This window comes from Arthrobacter sp. 01N444 (genome assembly GCF_056399305.1).
Genome location: NZ_JBFTRB010000015.1, coordinates 38025 through 54634 on the forward strand (window position 1 = coordinate 38025; position 16610 = coordinate 54634).

Genomic DNA, 16610 nt, shown 5'->3' on the forward strand with positions numbered 1-16610 from the left:
CCGGCCGGGGCTCCTGTGCGTCAGCGCTCCTTTGTTTCAGCGCTCCCTTGTTTCAGCGCGGGGATCAGGCAGACGCGCGGGCTTCCTCCTGCGAGCGGACGGCCTTCCATTCCACAATCCGGGCCTGCTGCAGCGGGGACTTGCGGTTGAAGTGCCAGGCCGCGCCCAGCAGCAGGAACCACACGGGCGCCACGAAGAGTGCCAGCCGGGTGTCGTCGGCCTGCCCCAGGGCCACCAGCATGAACACGAAGAACGCGAGCACGACGTACGGCATGAAGGCGGAGCCGGGCATCTTGAAGGACGAAGCCTCGTGCAGGGCCGGCCGGCGGCGGCGGAAGACGATGTAGCTGACCAGGATCATGGACCACACAAACATGGTCAGCACGGACGCCACGGAAGTGACCACCGTGAACGCGCCGATCACGGAGTCGCCGGAATAGAGCAGGACCAGGCCGGCCAGCAGGAAGATGCAGGAGAACAGCAGCGCGTTCTGCGGTACTTTGCGGACGCTGAGCTTTCCGAACGCTTTGGGCGCGTTCCCGTCCTGGGCGAGGCCGTAGACCATCCGGGAGGTTGAGTAGATTCCGGAGTTGGCGCTGGAGGCGGCGGAGGTCAGGACCACAAGGTTGATGACCACCGCGGCGATCCCCAGCCCGGCGAGGGTGAACATGCCGATGAACGGGCTGCTGGCGGGGTCGATGGTGCGCCACGGATTGACGGCCATGATGACCACCAGGGCGCCCACGTAGAAGAGGAGGACGCGGACCGGGATGGAGTTGATGGCGCGCGGCAGGTTCTTCTCCGGGTCCTTGGTTTCGGCGGCGGCGGTGCCCACCAGTTCGATTCCGGCGAAAGCGAAGATGGCGATCTGGAAGCCGAGGACGAAGCCGAACATGCCGTGCGGGAACATGCCGCCGTCGTTCCACATGTTGGCGAGGTTGGCTTCTGCGCCGTTCGGGGACGTGAAGTGGGTGGCGATCATGACCGCGCCGGTGACGATCAGGGCCACGATGGCGACCACCTTGATGATGGCAAACCAGAACTCCGCTTCACCGAACGCCTTCACGGTGGGGAGGTTCAGGAGGATCAAGACCACGGGCGTGAGCAGCGCGGGGATCCACAGGGGCGTGCCGGGAGCGAGCTTGTCCACGTAGCCGGAAATGGCGACGATGTCCGCCACCCCGGTGACCACCCAGAAGAACCAGTAGGACCATCCGGTGAAGAAGCCGGCCCACGGCCCGAGGAGGTCACCGGCGAAGTCGCTGAAGGACTTGTAGTTCAGGTTGGAGAGCAGGATCTCGCCCATGGCACGCATCACGAAGAACAGCATGAAGCCGATGATCATGTAGACGAAGATGACGGAGGGGCCGGCGAGCGAGATGGTCTTCCCGGACCCCATGAACAGGCCGGTGCCAATCGCGCCGCCGATGGCGAGCAGCTGGATGTGGCGGTTGCCGAGGGCCCGGGCGAGGTGCGGTTCGCGGTTCCCGGAGTCACCGTTGGCGGAGGCGGCAGTTCCAGTTTGGGCAATGTCAGATTCTGCAGTGGCCGGAGCGGCCGTGGTGATGCGTTCAGACATGAGGCTTCTTCCTTGTCACAGGCGGTCGCCGGCGGGGGTTCCACAGTGCGGGCCGCACGGATCCGTCAGAGTGTGACGGAGGTAACAGTTTTGGCGGGTAGATCAAGGTTAGGGCCGGTATTTCGTGGTCCCTGTTGTCACGTCGGTCCGTGTAGGTGGACCGTCTGGTCGGTGGAGTGCCGCCGCGCTCCCGGCGGGACGAAGCTCCCGGAAGGCGCGGGAGCCGGTCCGGGACCCTCATCTTTCGCCGGGCCCTAGGGAAAATTGCGACGCCGGCACGCCCGCCCGCTGCGGGGCTCCGAATCGCATTGGCGCAGATCACCCGCCCGTGGGCGGCTTCGACAGCTGTCGATCATCTTAGCTTCAGTTGTCGTCCGCTGTCTTTTGTCATATTTTGCGCGTAGGGGCTTCTGAAACCTGGTCGGTGCCGATCTGGACGATGCCAACGTGGACATTCACAGGGTGCGGGCTGAAGTGCCGCCGCACCGCCGCGGCCACGGCCCGGGCCACCTCCGGGGCCGGGTACGCCCCGCTCACGCCGATGCGCGTCCTCACAGTCGAAGGTGTCGCGCCGGCACCGGAATCGATGACGTCAACAGCCGGCGGCGCTTCTCCGGTCACGGCCGACCGGGCCGCGCCCGCGATCGTTTGCCAGAGCGGTCGCGCCGGATACACCGCCGTCACGCCGTGAACGGCATCGATGACCGCCCGCAGCTCGGCCGGCAGCGCGGCGTCGGGCAGCTCGGCCGGCAGCGCGCCGTCGGGCTGTTCGGCCGGCAGCGCGGCGTCGGGCAGTGCCGCAGGCGTGCCGTGCCCGGGAGGCAAGGGCTGGGTCATGGCGTCTCCTCTGGGTCTGGATTGCCGGGCTCCAAAACGTCGGTGATCGTGACATCGATCGCCGTGATGTTCAGTTCTGTCTGCAGGGCCAGGGTCGTGGCCAACTCCCAGCGAAGCGCGGTGGCGCGCTGTTCCAAGGGATGCCCGTAGACGACGGCGAGGTCGACGCCGATGGTGATGGGGGCCCCCGGCTCGGTGACGTCCCCGTACAGGCGGCATTTTCCGGCAGCGGTGCCGGGCAGGGAATCCGCAACAGAGCGGATCAGCGCCGATATGGCGCCCTCTGTCTCGGTGAGGAGGTCGCCGGGTGTGTCGGCGCGCAGGGGAATGTTCCTGCCCGGCCGCAGTTCCAGGTGCAGGTTGTCCAGAATGGTCTTCATCCAGTCGTCGCTGCCGCTGCCGGCCGCAGCGGTGTCGGCGTCGAGCAGTTCATTGCCGAGGGCCGCGAGCCTGCGCAGCGAGGCCAGCCCGGACTGGCATTCGGGACAGTCCTCAAGGTGGCCGGGATCGCCGATCCGTCCGGTGTCCAGGTATTCGCTCAGGTCTGCCAGGTTGTGCCCGCAGCCGAGAGTCTCGCCAGGGGTGCTCATCGCCAGTCCTCCATTTCGCGGGCCAGAGTGATGCGTGCCCGGGAAAGGCGGCCGCGGACGCTGGCAGTGCTGATGTTCAAGGTTTGCGCAATTTCCTCATAGCTCTGGTCATTGAACGCCTTCAGCACCCAGCAGCGGCGTTGTTCCTCGGGCAGGGCGGCCAGCGCGGTCTTGAGCGCGTCCATCCGGGAACCGCTCAGGGCGGAGTGTTCGGGGTGGTCCCTGTGAGCGGTGCCCGCACCAGCCTCCAGCCCGTGGTGGAGATCGCCGAGGTCCGAATGGTTTCTTCGCCGGCGCAGGTGGTCGATGCTGCGGCTGCCGGTAATACGCAGCAGCCAGCCCTTCACGGCGTCCCCATCGCGCAGGGTGTCGAGCTGCTTCCAGGCCTGCATCAGCGATTCCTGCACTACGTCGTCGGCATCGGCGAGGGAGCCGGTCAGGCGGCGGGCGCAGGCCCGCATAACGGGGCCATGCCGTCGGGCCAGCGCCTCGAAAGCGGCAGTGTCGCCGTCGGTGGCCCGACCCACCAGCAGGGCGTCCGGTACGAGGTCCAGTTGATGCGGCGCCGAAGGTGAACCAGTCACGCGCTTATCTCTGCTTTCATCGCGGGCCTATCGGGGTGCGGGCTACTCCTTGCTGAAGCCTTCCTTGAGCTTCCGCGCGGCGTCCTTGATGTTCTCTCCGATATCGGCCGCGGCGTCCTTGACCCGGTCGCCGGCCTCCTGCAGTTTTGCCTGGGCCTGCTCGTGCTGGCCTTCACGCTTGAGGCCCTGGTCGCCTGTCATGCTGCCGGCGCCTTCTTTGGCCGCACCGATGTGGTGGATGACTGTGTAGTTGACTTTGTCGTCGATTCCCATGATGTTTCCTTTGCTGCCATTACGGCGTGGTGCGGTGTTGCGGTACGTACTTCCGGCCGGCTAGCGGGCGCGATCCGGTGCGGCCGCCCAGGTTTTGGTGCCGCTGGTGATTCGGACTAGAACCGGGAGCGGATGGCCGAGCAATGTGTCGATCCCCTGGACCAGGACGTCGGCGGTGTCCGCGATCTCCCTTGGAGATGCGCCCTGCCGCGCCTGGAGCCGCAGCCGGAGTCCCGTTGTGCCTCTGATGTCCCATGCCGATACCGAGGTGCCGAGTACCAGGCGGTTGCCGGCGAGGGCCTGTTTGACGGCCGCCGAGACAAACCCGGTTTCGACGACGGTGGTGCCGCGGCCGCCGTCGGATTCCCGGCCGACGCGAGGTGTCCGGCCGCCACCCTGCGATGCGATCCAGGCGATACTGAGCCCGGCGGCCGCGGCCAGCGCGGCGAGCCCGGCCACGGCCCACCAGCTGCGGGCGGGGCCCGGGAACGGTGCCGAGGCGAGGAGTGTTCCGGCCTGGTCCAGGAGGGAGGATCCTGTGGCCGCCCATGCGGCCGCAACGTCCGGCAGGATCCCGGCGGCAGCCGTTGCAGCGCCGGCCGCGAGCAGCACGAGCCCGGCCAGGGCCAGCAGGATCCGATTCAATGCCCTGTTGGTCCGACTCATTGCCCCAGCGCCCCTTCCCTCATGATGTGGATTGTCGGTGCGATCCGGCGGCCAAGGGAGTACCCGGCCAGCTCGTCGTCGACCGCGGCGCTGATCGCGTCCCGGTCCACGGAAACGCCCGACGTCGGACGGATCTGGACGCGTACAGCCCGCTTGCCCACCGTGGTGATGATCTGCCCGGGTGCCAGCCCCGCGGTGAGGCGCGCCCGCCGGGATACTGCCGAGGCGATCACCTCGCCATCGACCACCACGGCGCTCCGGCCGCTGTGCACGGCGTGCCGGGACCGGCGGCCGGGCATGGTTGCGGCTGCGAGCAGCGCCAGACCGAGAACCGCCAGGCCGGCGCCGGCGGCCACCAACCCGGCCGGGAGCGTGGTGGCCGGCACGCCGGTGAGCCATCGGCCCAGCCGGTCGGGGCTGCCAAGGAGCGGGCTCTCCTGGAGGAGGGCCAGGACGGTCTCGAGGGCAAGCCAGAGGAAGACGGCGGCAAGGACGCTAGCGGTCAGGATGGACGCCGTGGCCCGGGAAGAGTGGGTCTCCCTGCGAACGAGGCGCCGAATGGCTCGATCCTGGCTCATGCGATTTTCCTTTCCTTGTGGTTCCGGCGTGGCGCTCCGGATGGCGCGTCGACCCTGGCAGTGCCGGAGTGCTGTGCGGCCCCGCTGAGCCGGATATCTACGCTGCTTAGCGTCCGGCCGGTGAGGTCCAGGCCGCGGGCAATGATGGCTGTCCGGGCCGCCCGGGAGCGGTCGAAGACGGTGCCGCCGTCGGGCCCCCGGCGCGGGCCGAGGAGCGGCGGGAGCGCCAGCTTCACGGAGACTCTCGCGGCGAGCCGGCCCGAATCGTCATCCAGCACCGCGGCGACGTCGGATCTCGGAACGCTGAAGGCGTGGGCCGCGATCGTCTCGATGGTGTGCCTGAGGGCTGCCGGGGTGATCCGGGTGTGCCCCGCCCGCATCACGAGGAGGAGCGCTTGCCGCGCAGGGCGTCCAGCACTCCGCCAAGATCCAGCCGCCCCTCGGCCGCGCGGCCCAGCACGGCCCCTGCCCCCATGAAGAGCGCGGTGAGCAGGAAACCCCAGAATCCAAACGCCAGGGACGCTGCGGCCAGGACGGCTCCGATGGCCAGGCCGGCCAGCGTGGGGCTCAAGCCACCCTCGGCTCGGTCCGTGCGTCCTCGGTGTCCTCGTCATCGGAGGGCACATGGATGTCCGTGATGGTGATGTTCACTTCCGTCACCTCCATGCCGACGAGGTCCCCGATGGCCGTATAGACAGCGTCGCGGGCCTTGTCCGCGACAAGCTGGAGCGGGTGCGGGTACTCGACCACCAGGGTGATGTCGACCGCTACCTGCGTTTGTCCGACTTCCACGCTGACGCCCTGGGTGAGGTCCTTTTGGCCGACCTTTTCACGCAGGGTTCCCAGCGCACGGGCTGCTCCGCCGCCGAGGGCGTGCACTCCTTCGATTTCCTGGATCGCGATGCCGGCGATCTTTGCCACAACGCCGTCTGCGACAGTGGTCGCACCGCGGCCGTCGATGCCTGGGGCCGGTGCGGGCGCGCCCAGCGTGGGGGACTTCGCGGCGGGCGCCTTCGCTGCGGGTGCCTTCGCTGCGGTTGCCGGGCCGGCCTGTCCCTGGACGTCTGCCGGGGTGTGCGTCTGGGTGGTCAAGGCAATCACTCCTGATCGGTTGAGGAAGACGCTCTGTGGCGCCGTCATAGATAAGACGGGCCGCGAACGGAAATCCTCACGGTCGAATCGGAGTGAGCTGCATCACATGCGGTCCTGGACATCCCGGGGCCGCCTGAGGCAGCGGCCCCGCAGGCCATCCAGACAATGGCCCGACAGGCCGTTGGGCCGTCTACTGGGCGGCCAGGCGCGTGGCCCGCAGCACGGCATCCGTAAGGGACACTGCCTCGCCGTCGGGCCCGACGGCGCTGCGACGCCGGCTGTCCAGGACCTCGGCACGCCACATCGGCTCCTCGATCCGGAGTTCCCGGGCAAGGTCCTCGGCCGTGAAGAACTTCTCCGGAGTATGGTGCGCGCCCCACGGAGGCAGCCCGTCGGGGTGATGGCCGACGATCAGCAGCGTTCCGCCGGTCCGCACCGCGGCCGCGGCGAGCTGCAACGCCTGCTGCCACGGCATCTGGGTGGAATGCAGGAACTGGGCCGTGACGAGGTCGAACAACCGGTCCGGGACCCATGTGGCAAGATCCTGCTGCACCCACTCGATGGTGGCGTCCTGGCCCCGTTCCCGGGCGTGGGCGGCCGCACGCTCCAGGGCGACGGCGGAAACGTCCAGGCCCGTCACGCTCCAACCGCGGGCAGCAAGCCATATCGCGTCCGCGCCCTCGCCGCACCCCAGGTCCAGGGCCTCGCCGGCAGGAAGGTCCGCCACCTCGGCGACGAGTTGCGGATTCGGCTCCCCGCTCCACATCCTGGACCGGCTGCTGTACTTTTCATCCCACAGCCGGGCCGCGGAACCGGGCGCCGCATCCTCGACCGCCGCGTGTTCGGCGGCGACATGCCCGTGGCTGTTGCTGCGTTTTGTCATGGTTTCCCCTCATCATGGCGGTTCGCCGGGTTTCGCTGTTTGTTTTCAGGCACGACGGCGGTGACGAACCCTCCCGGCGCGGACCGCCGTCGGGTCTCCCTGCCGAAATTCCTGTGCTCCTCAAGGACCAGTCCGAAGCACCCAACAAAGTCCGCGGCGCTCTTCCTGGCCGGGGGAGTGTTGTCGATCCCAAAGGTCAGGGGCTCGCCGACGAATCTCGCGGCAGCCCGCGCATACCGCATGTAGGGCGATCCCGAGGTGATCGTTTCCCTGGAAAAGTAGTCGAAGGCCACGATGCTGCCCGGGGCGGTGCCGGCGATCCTGCGCAGCGTCGCCTCGACGGAGGCGCGGTCCAGGTACATGGTCACCGCTTCCCAGAGGAACAGTGCGGGCCGGTTCGGGTCGAAACCGGCTGCGAGCAGCTTCTCCATCCAGTCCTCGGTCTCGAAATCGGCGGGTACGTACGTGGCCAGGCGCGTAGAGAGGCCCGCTTTTTCGAGCATCGCGAGTTTGAAAGCCTGGGTCCGGGGCAGGTCGAGTTCAAAGCAACGCACGCGGTCCCCGGGCGCCAGCCGAAACGCCCGGGTGTCGAATCCCGCCCCGAGGATCACGAGCTGGTCGATGCCCCCGCGATGCCGTTGAACGGCCGCGTCATAGAGGCTGGTCCGTGCCGTCGGCTGGTGGCGCATCGGTGCCGGCCCCGGGTACGGATAGCGGTAGAGCCTGGGCACGTAGCCCGTGATCAGGTGGGCGGCGAGCGTGGGGGCGGTCTCCATCTGGATGCCAGTCGCGGACACGTTCGGCAGAACGGCCATGAGCCGGGCCGCGGGGACATCCGGCCGTGTCCCCAGGCGGTGCTGCATCCAGCGCGTGTAGAGGGATGCGAGCAGCGTGGCCGACGTGCCGGTGCGCCGGCTGTAGGCGAGCATCCCGGGGACGGACGTGATGTAGCCGGCCGCACTCAAGGGAAACAACGCCAGCTGGATGACCCGAAACAGGCCAGCGGAGACTATTCCCGGCATTGCGTCCGACTCCCCTCACGGGCCGCCCCTCGTGCGGCCCTTCCCGCCCACCATGGTCCTCCCGGACGTAAGGGCGGTCAATACGCCGTCCGGGCTTCCGTCCGGGCGCCGCGCAGGCGGACGGACACGTGGAAATCACGCTCCGGAAACCAATCTGAAACCTGCGTCATGAATGCTGGGCACAAGACATTGAACGCTGGGGAAGGGCAATGACCATGGACGTTGACGAAGCACGGCAGATCCGCAGCTCGGCCGAGTTGAACGTGGGGGACGAGATTGAGGCGTGGCACAACGGGAAGCTCTTCCACCGGGGCCCGGTGACCCAGACCGTCACAGGCGTGGACCTGTTCTGGATCCTCGATGCCCGGACGGGGACCCGCCGCCTCATCGACGCCGAGGCGCTCGTGATCCTGCGGCCAGCCGACCGGGGACCGGCCAAAACGCCGTCACGGGCGGCCGTCAACACATCCGCTCATGCATCCGCCCAGTTGTCCCACATGCCGCTGTTCCAAGCCCCCAGCATGGCGGGCTAGGGGCCGGGCCGGCCGTCACGGATACGGGACCCGGGCCTGCCGGGTGGTAGGCTAGTGGAACTTGATGTGCAGTGATGCCCACTTTTGATTTGGTTGACCGGCTTCGGTCCATCAGCCGGATCCCTGCCGGATTCCTTCGGGAATCCGCACGCAGGCAGTGGGATTTTTTCATGTGAGAGGCACATCCTGCGTCGATGAACGCGTTCCATTTGGTCCCGGCGGCCGCTTGCTGAAGTTTGGCAACAGCCCGGTTGATCACCTGACTTTTCTTCGGCGAACCCTTGAGCCAACCGGCATCGGGGGCCGATATCCGCACGGATACCGCCTGAAAGACTTTGAAACACATGACTACATTTGCTGCCCTCGGCACGCCCAAAGCACTTGCCGACACCCTGACCGCACAGGGGATCGTGGAGCCCTTCCCGATCCAGGTCAAGACCCTTCCCGACACCCTGTCCGGACGCGACGTCCTGGGCCGCGGCCGCACCGGCTCCGGCAAGACCATCGCATTCGCCATCCCGCTGGTGGCACGACTCGCCGAGCGCGAAGCCAAGCACTTCCGCAAGCCCGGCCGCCCGATGGGCCTGGTCCTGGCTCCCACCCGCGAGCTGGCCACGCAGATCAACGCGACCATCGAGCCGATGGCCAAGGCCATGGGCCTGACCACCACCGTGATCTACGGCGGCATCTCCCAGGCCCGCCAGGAAAAGGCCCTGCGCGCCGGCGTCGACATCGTCATCGCCTGCCCGGGCCGCCTGGAGGACCTGATCCGCCAGCGCATCCTGACCCTCGAAGCAGTCGAGATCACCGTCCTGGACGAGGCCGACCACATGGCCGACCTTGGCTTCCTCCCGGTGGTCAAGAAGCTCATGGACATGACCCCCACCCAGGGCCAGCGCCTGCTGTTCTCCGCCACCCTGGACAACGGCGTGGACAAGATCGTCCAGCGCTACCTGTCCAACCCGCTGACCCACTCCGTGGACGACCCGCAGGCCGCGGTGACCACCATGGAACACCACGTGCTGGTGGTCAATGACCAGACCGTCAAGAAGCAGCTGATCGTCGAGCTCGCCTCCGGCGCCGGCCGCCGCGTGCTCTTCATGCGCACCAAGCACCACGCCCGCAAGCTGGCCAAGACCCTGACCGACGCCGGCATCCCCGCCGTCGATCTGCACGGCAACCTCTCGCAGAACGCCCGTGACCGCAACCTGGCCGAGTTCTCCTCCGGCGATGTCCGCGTCCTGGTGGCCACCGACGTCGCGGCCCGCGGCGTCCACGTCGACGACGTCGAACTGGTCATCCACGTGGATCCGCCCACGGAGCACAAGGCGTACCTGCACCGCTCAGGCCGTACGGCCCGCGCCGGTTCCGACGGCACCGTGGTCACGCTGACCCTGCCCGAGCAGCAGTCCGACGTCAAGAAGCTGATGAAGGCTGCCGGCGTCGAGGTCAACTTCGAGCGCGTCACCGCCAACTCCCCGCTGGTTGCTGAACTGGTCGGCGAAATGGCCGACAAGATCGATCCCCGCACCCGTGCCGCCCTGCTGGCAGCCAAAGCCGCCCAGCACGGCGGCGGCACCTCCACCGGTGCCAACGCCGAGCGCAAGCGCGCCCGCCGCACCACCCAGGCTGCACCCACCGCGGGTGGTCGTGGTGGCCGTGGCGGACGCGGACGGGTGTCCGCCGAGGCACCGCGGACCGACCTGCCGCGCGCCGAGCGCCGCGCCGTCGCCTACGAAGGCAAGGCTGCTGCCCGCAACGCCGCCGACCGTGTCGCCGAGCAGAACCAGGACCGCGCAGATGCCGAGCGCGCCGAACGCCGGAATGCGCGTGGCCGCGGCCGCACCACCGCCTACGCGCACCACAACGATGTTCCGGCCGCCGGCGGCCGTGCCGCAGCCGGCCGCGGTTCGGACGGACGCGCCGCAGACGGACGCAGCGACGCCCGGGGCGCTTCGGCTCCCCGCAGCGGAGCACCCCGCACAGGTGGCGCTCCACGCACCGGCGCTTCGACAGGCGGCCAGCGCAGCGGACGCCCGGCAACCGGCCAGCGTGCGGCTGCCGGCGCCAAGTCCGCCAGCAGCAAATCCGGAGGCAGCGCGGCGGTCTGGTCCTCCAACGCCGGTGGCACCTCGGGCGGATCCTACGCCGGCGGCGGCAACGGCCGTTCCGGTGAAGGACGTCCGGCCCGCGGCTCGGGCCCCCGCCGCGCGTCGGCTCCGGCCTCGAACGAACGCCGCGGCCGCTAAGGTTCCGGTTCTCAGCTACGCAAAATAGCTGGCGCTGCGCAAACGGACGGCCGCTACGGGAATCCCCGTAGCGGCCGTCCGAAAGCGCAGCGGTTGTCCAAGAACGCCGCGAAAAGCTGAAGCTACCAGCCGCGGGCGCGCCACTCTTCCAGGTGGGGCCGTTCCGCGCCGAGGGTGGTGGGCTGGCCGTGTCCCGGGTGCACCACGGTGTCATCCGGATACACGTCGAACAGCCGCTCGCTCACATCGGTGATCAGCTGGGCAAAGCGCGCCGGATCCTTCTGTGTGTTGCCTACCCCGCCGGGGAACAGCGAGTCGCCGGAAAAGATGTGAGCCGGGCCTTCGGGGTCCTGGTACACAAGGGCGATCGAACCCGGTGTGTGGCCGCGCAGATGTACAGCCGTCACATCGAAGCCGTCGAAGTTGCCGACGTCCCCGTGATCCAGCAGTACATCCACCGGCACCGGCAGCTCCGGGGCATCCTCTGTCCCGGCCGCCGTTTTCACACCGGTGGCTTCCACCAGGCCCGGCAGCGCCCGGACATGGTCCCAGTGCTGGTGGGTGGTGGCAACCAGCGCCAGCTTCGGCGTCGCGGAAGTATCCGCGGCGGCTTCCGCGAGCAGCCCCTGGATGGCGGCCAGATCATCGGCCGCATCGATCAGGAGCTGCGCGCCGGAGGCCCTGGCCGTGAGCAGGTAAACATTGTTGTCCATCTCGCCGACCGAAATCCGGCGGATGGTGATGTCACGTAAAGAGTGAATGAGCGAGTCCATGGGCATCAGTCTACGGAGCCGCTATTCACGGCCCTGGGACACCCAGTTGGGGTCCGCGGCGCGGGAACCGACGACGGCGTCCGCGGCGGACTCGAGCGTCCTCAGTTGCGCTGCGGTGAAGTCGAGGGCCAGGGCGCCCAGGTTTTCGTCGATCCGGTCCGCCTTGCGGGTGCCGGGAATGGGGACCACGGGAAGTCCCAGCTGGCGGCCCCGCGCAAGCAGCCAGGCCAGCGCCACCTGGGCAGGAGTTGCAGCCTGCCCGGCAACGCTCAGTTCCGCAGCGACCGCCTGCACGGCCGCCACCACGCCCTGGTTGGCGCTGGCAGCGTCCGCCGCGAAACGCGGGATGTTGCGGCGGAAGTCGTTGCTGCCCAGCGTCGAGGGGTCCACGGTGCCGGTGAGGAATCCCCGGCCCAGCGGCGAATACGGCACAAAGCCCACCCCGAGTTCGGCGGCGGCGGGCACTACGTTGCGTTCCACGTCGCGGCTCCAGATGGACCATTCGCTCTGGACCGCGGCGATCGGGTGGATGCGGCTGGCCTCGCGCAGCTCCTCGGCCGTCACCTCTGACAGGCCCAGATGCCGCACCTTGCCGGCCTGTACCAGCCCCGCCATGGCCTCCACGGTTTCCACTATCGGAACGCGGAGGTCACGGCGGTGCAGGTAGTACAGGTCAATGGTGTCGGTGCCCAGCCGTTGCAGGCTGCGGTCCACGGCCTGCCGCACGTAGGCGGCGTCGCCGCGGATGTCCGTGTAGCCGGCCGACGGTGTGCCCACGAGGCCGAACTTGGTGGCCAGCTGGACTTCGCCGCGGCGTTCCTTGAGCAGACGCGCGATCAGCTCCTCGTTGCTGCCGCCGCCGTAAATGTCCGCCGTGTCGATGAAGCTGACGCCGGCGTCCACCGCGTGATGCAGGGTCCGCAGGGCCTCGGCCGGGTCCACCTCGCCGTAGACAGGGGTCAGGGCCATACCGCCGAACCCCAGGGGACTGACCATCAGGCCGTCGCCGAGCCGGACTGTTGCTGCCGTCATCTTGGTCTCCATTCGCGCACTGAATAGTTCCGTAGGACTTCCGTCCCTGCCAAGAACCCCAGGATGCGCGCGGCTATTCCGGCCCTGCTATCGGCCGGGCAGACGATTCTCCCCACCTTTGACCCTTGCGCGGCCGGCACGACGGCGCGCCGCAGGGGACACGCCGTCGGACTGCCCTAAACGTGGGGAATTTCCGCAGGGGAGGCCGGCCGGACAGCGCCTTGTGCCGGTTCCTCGGAGTCCGCCGTTGGCGGGAGGAGCTTCAGGCCCGCCGCGCAGCCGACGATTCCGGCGATGAACAGCAGCTTGAGCGGACTGGCCGGTTCGACGCCGGTGGCCATCGCCCAGCCGACCGTCAGTGCAGCGCCGATCCCCACCCAGATGGCGTAGGCGGTGCCGAGCGGAATGCGCTTCACGGCCAAGCCGAGCCCCACCATGCTGAGGGTGGCCGTCACGGCGAACACGAGGGTCGGCAACGGGCGGGAGAACCCGTCGGACAGGCCCAGTGCCGTGGCCCAGACCGCCTCCAGCACAGCGGAAGCGAGCAGAATCATCCATGACATTGCAGCTGGTTTCATCATGGTCACGCCACCAGCTTCAGGCCGGCGACGCTCGCGGCAATCCCGCCAAGAAGCAGGATCCGTGCCGCCGTCGGGCGCTCAACCTTGGCGGCTATCGCGTAGCCGGACGTCAGGACGACGCCGACCCCCACCCACACGGCGTAGGCCGTTCCGGTAGGGATGGACTGCATGGCGACGGCGAGCCCGCCGGTGCTGGCGAGGACGGAAACGAGGAAAACGAGGGCCGGGACCAGCCGGCGGCGGCCCCTGGCCTGGGCGGTCCGGTGCAGGGCGGCGGCCCAAACGGCCTCCAGCGCCCCGGAAAGAATGAGTATTAGCCACGACATGACAGCTCCTGTGGCCAGTCTTGTCGCGTGCCGGGTACTGAACCGTCGTCCGGAGGCCTGGAAGAGGGGCCTTGGCCTCCAAGTCTAGCAAATCGGCATCAGAGCCCGACGGCGTCGCTGCAAAGAGTGAACGTGCGCCCCACGGGGTACTGCGCGCACGGCTCGTTCGGCGCGGTAAGGTCGCCGGCGTCGATATCGTATGCCGCCGACACGATGGCCCGGCCGTCGGCATTGGCCAGGGTGGCCCGGCCGCCGATCCGCCGCAGCGCCGCCATGGCTCCGCGTTCCAGGCGCTGAACTGTCACGTCGATGCCCACGATTCCCGCGACCGGGCCGTCCGGGCGGGTAAACACCGGGTGCGTGAAGGTCAGGACGTACTCGTCGGTGCAGAGGAAATCCACGTAGGGCCCGGTGACGTGGGCCCGTCCTGTTTCCACGGGGATCCGGAACCACTCGGCCTTGACGTAGCGGCTGATGGAGTTGGGACTGAAGTTGGCCAGCGCGTCGACGTGCTCCAGATCCGGGCCCTGCCACCAGGCGATGTAGCTGCGCCCGGGCCCGAGCAACCCGGCGTTGGCGATGAACCCCGCTCCGGCCGCGTAGCCGCCGGGCAGCTGCACCAGTTCCTCGACCACCGGACGGATGAGCTTGTCCACGGCCGTGCCGGTGACTTTGCCGGACATGGCGGCCAGGGCGGCCCCGGTGTCAGCGGCCCACCCCGTCAGGCAGTGCTCGATGCCGGCGATGGTGGCGTCGAGTTCGGCTGCGGCCAGCTGGGCCGCCTTCTCAGCAGCGCCGGGTTCGGCCGGCGCTGCCATGGACGCTGCGGTGGGGCCTGCGGTGGAGGTGGTTTCGGACATCGGTGCTGCCTTAGCTCGAAGGTGCCGGACATTTGCGGTCAAAGATGGCCACGATCGTGGCTCCGGGATGCGGGTGCGGTCAATAGCTCTTGGCCTGCTCGGTCAGCAGCCAGTCGGTGGTGGCGGAGATGAGGGCCTTGACCCCCGTTTCGGCGGCCCCGGGGTCGTGGGTCTCGATGGCGGCCGCCACGTCCCCGAGGATCACGGCGGTGCGTCCGCGGTAGCCGGTGTCGGCGCAGGGCAGCAGCGTGAGGGTGCCGAGATCTGCCTGCAGCCGGATGAGCTCCCGGGCAAGCCGGGCCGAGCGGGCAATGGCCGCGACTTCCAGCAGGAACTCCGAGAGGGCCAGACGCCAGCTCAGGGAGTCATCGTCCGCTGCGGGGATGAATGAGCGCAGCGTGGCGATGTCGGCGGCGTCGGAGCGGCGGGCCGCCACGCCCGCGCAGGCCGCGGCGATCGCCTGGTAATGCAGCGCGAGGTCCCTGATCTGCAGCCGGCTCAGCTCATGCAGTTGCGCCAGGGCCCGTTCCCGGGAGGGCAGCACGTCGTCGGCGATGAAGCTTCCGCCGCTGCGGCCGCGCGCGGTCCGGATGATTCCCGAGGCGCGCAGCTGGGAGAGTGCCTCCCGTGCCGTTACCGCGGACACTCCGAGGGCCGCGGCCAGCTCGGTTTCGTTCGGCAGCCGCTGGCCGCTGGTGAGCAGCCCGGTCTCCACGGCCTGTTCGATCCGGCCGCACACTTCATCCACAAGCCCGCGTGATTTGATCGGCGTGAACACCGCCGCCAGGCTCCGGGAGGCGCCCGTGGGCGACAACACCATTCGGGCCTCCCTTCCCTCCGGCGGTATCCGCCCCGCACCGGCCGTGCATCCCTGCGGCTTCCGCGGTGCCGCCGCGCGTCGCCCGGGCTGATGACATCCTAATCCGGGCTTTGCCGGAGGGTCTATACACAAAACCTATGGAGTAATAGCATTTGGCCCAGCAGCCCAGTGTGGACTGGATCACATTCGGTTGCGTGGTTCCTGTGGACGATCCGGCAACGGAGTAAGGCGCACCCCATGACCGAAACACTGGCCGCCGGCACCTCGACCGGAAAGGAAGAGGTTCCGGCGATCCGTCTGCGTAAGCTCACCAAGGTCTTCGGGGACACCGTCGCGGTAACTGGCGTGGACCTGGACATCCGCCACGGGGAATTCTTCTCCGTGCTTGGCCCGTCCGGCTCCGGCAAGACGACGGTCCTGCGCCTGATCGCCGGCTTCGAGCTGCCGACGTCCGGGAGTATCGAACTCGAGGGCAAGGACGTCACGGCCATGGCGCCCTTCCAGCGGGACGTCAACACCGTATTTCAGGACTACGCGCTGTTCCCGCACATGTCCCTCGTGGACAACGTCGCCTATGGGCTGCGGGTGCGCGGCATGCCCGGGAAACAGCGGCGGGAGCGGGCCAGGGAAGCCTTGGACCGCGTCCAGCTCGGGAAGTTCCTCGGCCGCAAACCCGCCCAGCTCTCCGGCGGCCAGCGGCAGCGCGTTGCCCTGGCCCGGGCGCTGGTGGTCGAGCCCAAGGTCCTCCTCCTGGACGAGCCGCTCGGTGCCCTGGACCTCAAGCTCCGGCAGCAGATGCAGGTCGAACTCAAGGAACTGCAGCGCTCGCTGGGTATCACCTTCATCTTCGTCACCCACGACCAGGAGGAGGCCCTGACCATGAGCGACAGGATCGGCGTGTTCAACAACGGCGGCATCGAACAGATCGGCACCGCGCACGAAATCTACGAGCGCCCGGGCGGCATCTTCGTGGCCAACTTCGTCGGCACCTCCAACATTTTCGACGCCGGCCAGGCCCAGACGATCTATGGCCGGCCGGAGCCGCTGTGCATCCGTCCCGAGCGGCTGCGCGTCGCCTGGGCCGGCGAACCGGAGCGCCGTTCCGGCACCACCGCCCGGCCCGGGACAGTGACGTCGTTCGTTTACGTCGGGCACGCCACCCAGGTGCGGGTGCAGCTCGACGGCGGACCCGCCGTCGTCGCGCTCGTTCCGGAAAAGCTGCCCGGCAGCGACACCGATCTGGTGAACGGGCCCGTCACGGTCAGCTGGGACGACGACGCCGTCGTTTGGCTTCCGGTCCCCGGCACTACCTGACGCCGGGCCATGCCGGGC

The 16610-nt window shown here is 68.6% G+C and carries 21 protein-coding genes and 1 riboswitch; of the genes, 3 read left to right on the top strand and 18 right to left on the bottom strand.

From position 1 onward, the window contains the following. Window positions 1-64: 64 nt before the first annotated feature. The 12 genes from cycA to AC1DKN_RS15790 form a co-directional block, all read right to left on the bottom strand. Window positions 65-1579: a D-serine/D-alanine/glycine transporter gene (gene cycA, locus AC1DKN_RS15735; RefSeq protein WP_476871803.1), complete on the bottom strand. Its 1515-nt coding sequence runs from the start codon at window positions 1577-1579 to the stop codon at window positions 65-67. A 387-nt stretch (window positions 1580-1966) separates the two neighbouring features. Beyond that, a complete protein-coding gene (locus AC1DKN_RS15740) occupies window positions 1967-2416 on the bottom strand; it encodes a hypothetical protein (protein WP_476871804.1) in 450 nt (149 codons plus the stop codon). Continuing rightward, window positions 2413-3006, bottom strand: a complete 594-nt coding sequence (locus tag AC1DKN_RS15745; RefSeq protein ID WP_476871805.1) for an Asp23/Gls24 family envelope stress response protein — start codon at window positions 3004-3006, stop codon at window positions 2413-2415. Before AC1DKN_RS15745 ends, AC1DKN_RS15740 begins: the two co-directional genes overlap by 4 nt. Next, window positions 3003-3590: an RNA polymerase sigma factor gene (locus tag AC1DKN_RS15750; RefSeq protein ID WP_476871806.1), complete on the bottom strand. Its 588-nt coding sequence runs from the start codon at window positions 3588-3590 to the stop codon at window positions 3003-3005. Before AC1DKN_RS15750 ends, AC1DKN_RS15745 begins: the two co-directional genes overlap by 4 nt. Window positions 3591-3632: 42 nt before the next feature. Further along, the gene (locus AC1DKN_RS15755) at window positions 3633-3863 is read right to left on the bottom strand and encodes a CsbD family protein (RefSeq protein WP_476871807.1); all 231 of its coding nucleotides are present in this window, start codon (window positions 3861-3863) and stop codon (window positions 3633-3635) included. Window positions 3864-3923: 60 nt separating this feature from the next. Beyond that, window positions 3924-4529: a hypothetical protein gene (locus AC1DKN_RS15760; RefSeq protein ID WP_476871808.1), complete on the bottom strand. Its 606-nt coding sequence runs from the start codon at window positions 4527-4529 to the stop codon at window positions 3924-3926. Beyond that, window positions 4526-5107, bottom strand: a complete 582-nt coding sequence (locus tag AC1DKN_RS15765; protein ID WP_476860216.1) for a hypothetical protein — start codon at window positions 5105-5107, stop codon at window positions 4526-4528. Before AC1DKN_RS15765 ends, AC1DKN_RS15760 begins: the two co-directional genes overlap by 4 nt. Further along, window positions 5104-5487 carry a hypothetical protein gene (locus AC1DKN_RS15770; protein WP_230008646.1) on the bottom strand — a complete coding sequence of 128 codons (384 nt, stop codon included), beginning with the start codon at window positions 5485-5487 and terminating at the stop codon, window positions 5104-5106. The genes AC1DKN_RS15765 and AC1DKN_RS15770 overlap by 4 nt, the downstream gene beginning before the upstream one ends. After that, the gene (locus AC1DKN_RS15775) at window positions 5487-5678 is read right to left on the bottom strand and encodes a hypothetical protein (protein ID WP_223917174.1); all 192 of its coding nucleotides are present in this window, start codon (window positions 5676-5678) and stop codon (window positions 5487-5489) included. The genes AC1DKN_RS15770 and AC1DKN_RS15775 overlap by 1 nt, the downstream gene beginning before the upstream one ends. Beyond that, window positions 5675-6094, bottom strand: coding sequence for an Asp23/Gls24 family envelope stress response protein (locus AC1DKN_RS15780; RefSeq protein WP_476871860.1), 420 nt, complete (start codon window positions 6092-6094; stop codon window positions 5675-5677). Before AC1DKN_RS15780 ends, AC1DKN_RS15775 begins: the two co-directional genes overlap by 4 nt. A 295-nt stretch (window positions 6095-6389) precedes the next feature. Then, entirely contained in the window at window positions 6390-7082 is a 693-nt protein-coding gene (locus tag AC1DKN_RS15785; RefSeq protein WP_476871809.1) for an SAM-dependent methyltransferase, read from the bottom strand. Then, on the bottom strand, window positions 7079-8104 hold the full coding sequence (locus AC1DKN_RS15790) for a class I SAM-dependent methyltransferase (RefSeq protein WP_476860214.1): 1026 nt from the start codon (window positions 8102-8104) through the stop codon (window positions 7079-7081). Before AC1DKN_RS15790 ends, AC1DKN_RS15785 begins: the two co-directional genes overlap by 4 nt. Window positions 8105-8319: 215 nt before the next feature. On the opposite strand from AC1DKN_RS15790, the gene AC1DKN_RS15795 reads away from it, so the two are divergent. Beyond that, a complete protein-coding gene (locus AC1DKN_RS15795; protein WP_476857000.1) occupies window positions 8320-8637 on the top strand; it encodes a hypothetical protein in 318 nt (105 codons plus the stop codon). 344 nt (window positions 8638-8981) lie between these two features. Then, window positions 8982-10886: a DEAD/DEAH box helicase gene (locus tag AC1DKN_RS15800; protein ID WP_476871810.1), complete on the top strand. Its 1905-nt coding sequence runs from the start codon at window positions 8982-8984 to the stop codon at window positions 10884-10886. A gap of 122 nt (window positions 10887-11008) precedes the next feature. On the opposite strand, the gene AC1DKN_RS15805 is transcribed toward AC1DKN_RS15800, so the two are convergent. From AC1DKN_RS15805 to AC1DKN_RS15830, 6 genes are all read right to left on the bottom strand, one after another. Further along, window positions 11009-11659 carry an MBL fold metallo-hydrolase gene (locus AC1DKN_RS15805; RefSeq protein ID WP_476871811.1) on the bottom strand — a complete coding sequence of 217 codons (651 nt, stop codon included), beginning with the start codon at window positions 11657-11659 and terminating at the stop codon, window positions 11009-11011. Window positions 11660-11680: 21 nt separating this feature from the next. After that, window positions 11681-12691 carry an aldo/keto reductase gene (locus AC1DKN_RS15810; protein ID WP_476871812.1) on the bottom strand — a complete coding sequence of 337 codons (1011 nt, stop codon included), beginning with the start codon at window positions 12689-12691 and terminating at the stop codon, window positions 11681-11683. 176 nt (window positions 12692-12867) lie between these two features. Beyond that, window positions 12868-13254, bottom strand: a complete 387-nt coding sequence (locus tag AC1DKN_RS15815; protein WP_476871813.1) for a DMT family transporter — start codon at window positions 13252-13254, stop codon at window positions 12868-12870. Between the two features lie 20 nt (window positions 13255-13274). Then, window positions 13275-13598 carry a DMT family transporter gene (locus AC1DKN_RS15820; RefSeq protein ID WP_028275448.1) on the bottom strand — a complete coding sequence of 108 codons (324 nt, stop codon included), beginning with the start codon at window positions 13596-13598 and terminating at the stop codon, window positions 13275-13277. A 9-nt stretch (window positions 13599-13607) separates the two neighbouring features. Next, window positions 13608-13674: riboswitch (guanidine-III (ykkC-III) riboswitch) on the bottom strand. Between the two features lie 22 nt (window positions 13675-13696). Continuing rightward, window positions 13697-14458 carry a cache domain-containing protein gene (locus AC1DKN_RS15825; RefSeq protein ID WP_476871814.1) on the bottom strand — a complete coding sequence of 254 codons (762 nt, stop codon included), beginning with the start codon at window positions 14456-14458 and terminating at the stop codon, window positions 13697-13699. 79 nt (window positions 14459-14537) lie between these two features. Then, a complete protein-coding gene (locus AC1DKN_RS15830; protein WP_230009582.1) occupies window positions 14538-15278 on the bottom strand; it encodes a FadR/GntR family transcriptional regulator in 741 nt (246 codons plus the stop codon). A gap of 237 nt (window positions 15279-15515) precedes the next feature. Here AC1DKN_RS15830 and AC1DKN_RS15835 point away from each other — a divergent pair, with 237 nt between their 5' ends. Beyond that, on the top strand, window positions 15516-16592 hold the full coding sequence (locus AC1DKN_RS15835; RefSeq protein ID WP_476871815.1) for an ABC transporter ATP-binding protein: 1077 nt from the start codon (window positions 15516-15518) through the stop codon (window positions 16590-16592). The last annotated feature ends 18 nt before the right edge of the window (window positions 16593-16610 follow it).

What these genes read in the sequence shown, in the direction of transcription:
- AC1DKN_RS15820 (WP_028275448.1), bottom strand. Translation starts at nt 13,598, where the DNA reads ATGTCGTGGCTAATACTCATTCTTTCCGGGGCGCTGGAGGCCGTTTGG.
- AC1DKN_RS15790 (WP_476860214.1), bottom strand. Translation starts at nt 8,104, where the DNA reads ATGCCGGGAATAGTCTCCGCTGGCCTGTTTCGGGTCATCCAGCTGGCG.
- AC1DKN_RS15770 (WP_230008646.1), bottom strand. Translation starts at nt 5,487, where the DNA reads ATGCGGGCGGGGCACACCCGGATCACCCCGGCAGCCCTCAGGCACACC.
- AC1DKN_RS15740 (WP_476871804.1), bottom strand. Translation starts at nt 2,416, where the DNA reads ATGACCCAGCCCTTGCCTCCCGGGCACGGCACGCCTGCGGCACTGCCC.
- AC1DKN_RS15815 (WP_476871813.1), bottom strand. Translation starts at nt 13,254, where the DNA reads ATGTCATGGATGATTCTGCTCGCTTCCGCTGTGCTGGAGGCGGTCTGG.
- AC1DKN_RS15835 (WP_476871815.1), top strand. Translation starts at nt 15,516, where the DNA reads ATGACCGAAACACTGGCCGCCGGCACCTCGACCGGAAAGGAAGAGGTT.
- AC1DKN_RS15810 (WP_476871812.1), bottom strand. Translation starts at nt 12,691, where the DNA reads ATGACGGCAGCAACAGTCCGGCTCGGCGACGGCCTGATGGTCAGTCCC.
- AC1DKN_RS15830 (WP_230009582.1), bottom strand. Translation starts at nt 15,278, where the DNA reads ATGGTGTTGTCGCCCACGGGCGCCTCCCGGAGCCTGGCGGCGGTGTTC.
- AC1DKN_RS15800 (WP_476871810.1), top strand. Translation starts at nt 8,982, where the DNA reads ATGACTACATTTGCTGCCCTCGGCACGCCCAAAGCACTTGCCGACACC.
- AC1DKN_RS15795 (WP_476857000.1), top strand. Translation starts at nt 8,320, where the DNA reads ATGGACGTTGACGAAGCACGGCAGATCCGCAGCTCGGCCGAGTTGAAC.
- cycA (WP_476871803.1), bottom strand. Translation starts at nt 1,579, where the DNA reads ATGTCTGAACGCATCACCACGGCCGCTCCGGCCACTGCAGAATCTGAC.
- AC1DKN_RS15805 (WP_476871811.1), bottom strand. Translation starts at nt 11,659, where the DNA reads ATGGACTCGCTCATTCACTCTTTACGTGACATCACCATCCGCCGGATT.
- AC1DKN_RS15755 (WP_476871807.1), bottom strand. Translation starts at nt 3,863, where the DNA reads ATGGGAATCGACGACAAAGTCAACTACACAGTCATCCACCACATCGGT.
- AC1DKN_RS15760 (WP_476871808.1), bottom strand. Translation starts at nt 4,529, where the DNA reads ATGAGTCGGACCAACAGGGCATTGAATCGGATCCTGCTGGCCCTGGCC.
- AC1DKN_RS15825 (WP_476871814.1), bottom strand. Translation starts at nt 14,458, where the DNA reads ATGTCCGAAACCACCTCCACCGCAGGCCCCACCGCAGCGTCCATGGCA.
- AC1DKN_RS15765 (WP_476860216.1), bottom strand. Translation starts at nt 5,107, where the DNA reads ATGAGCCAGGATCGAGCCATTCGGCGCCTCGTTCGCAGGGAGACCCAC.
- AC1DKN_RS15745 (WP_476871805.1), bottom strand. Translation starts at nt 3,006, where the DNA reads ATGAGCACCCCTGGCGAGACTCTCGGCTGCGGGCACAACCTGGCAGAC.
- AC1DKN_RS15785 (WP_476871809.1), bottom strand. Translation starts at nt 7,082, where the DNA reads ATGACAAAACGCAGCAACAGCCACGGGCATGTCGCCGCCGAACACGCG.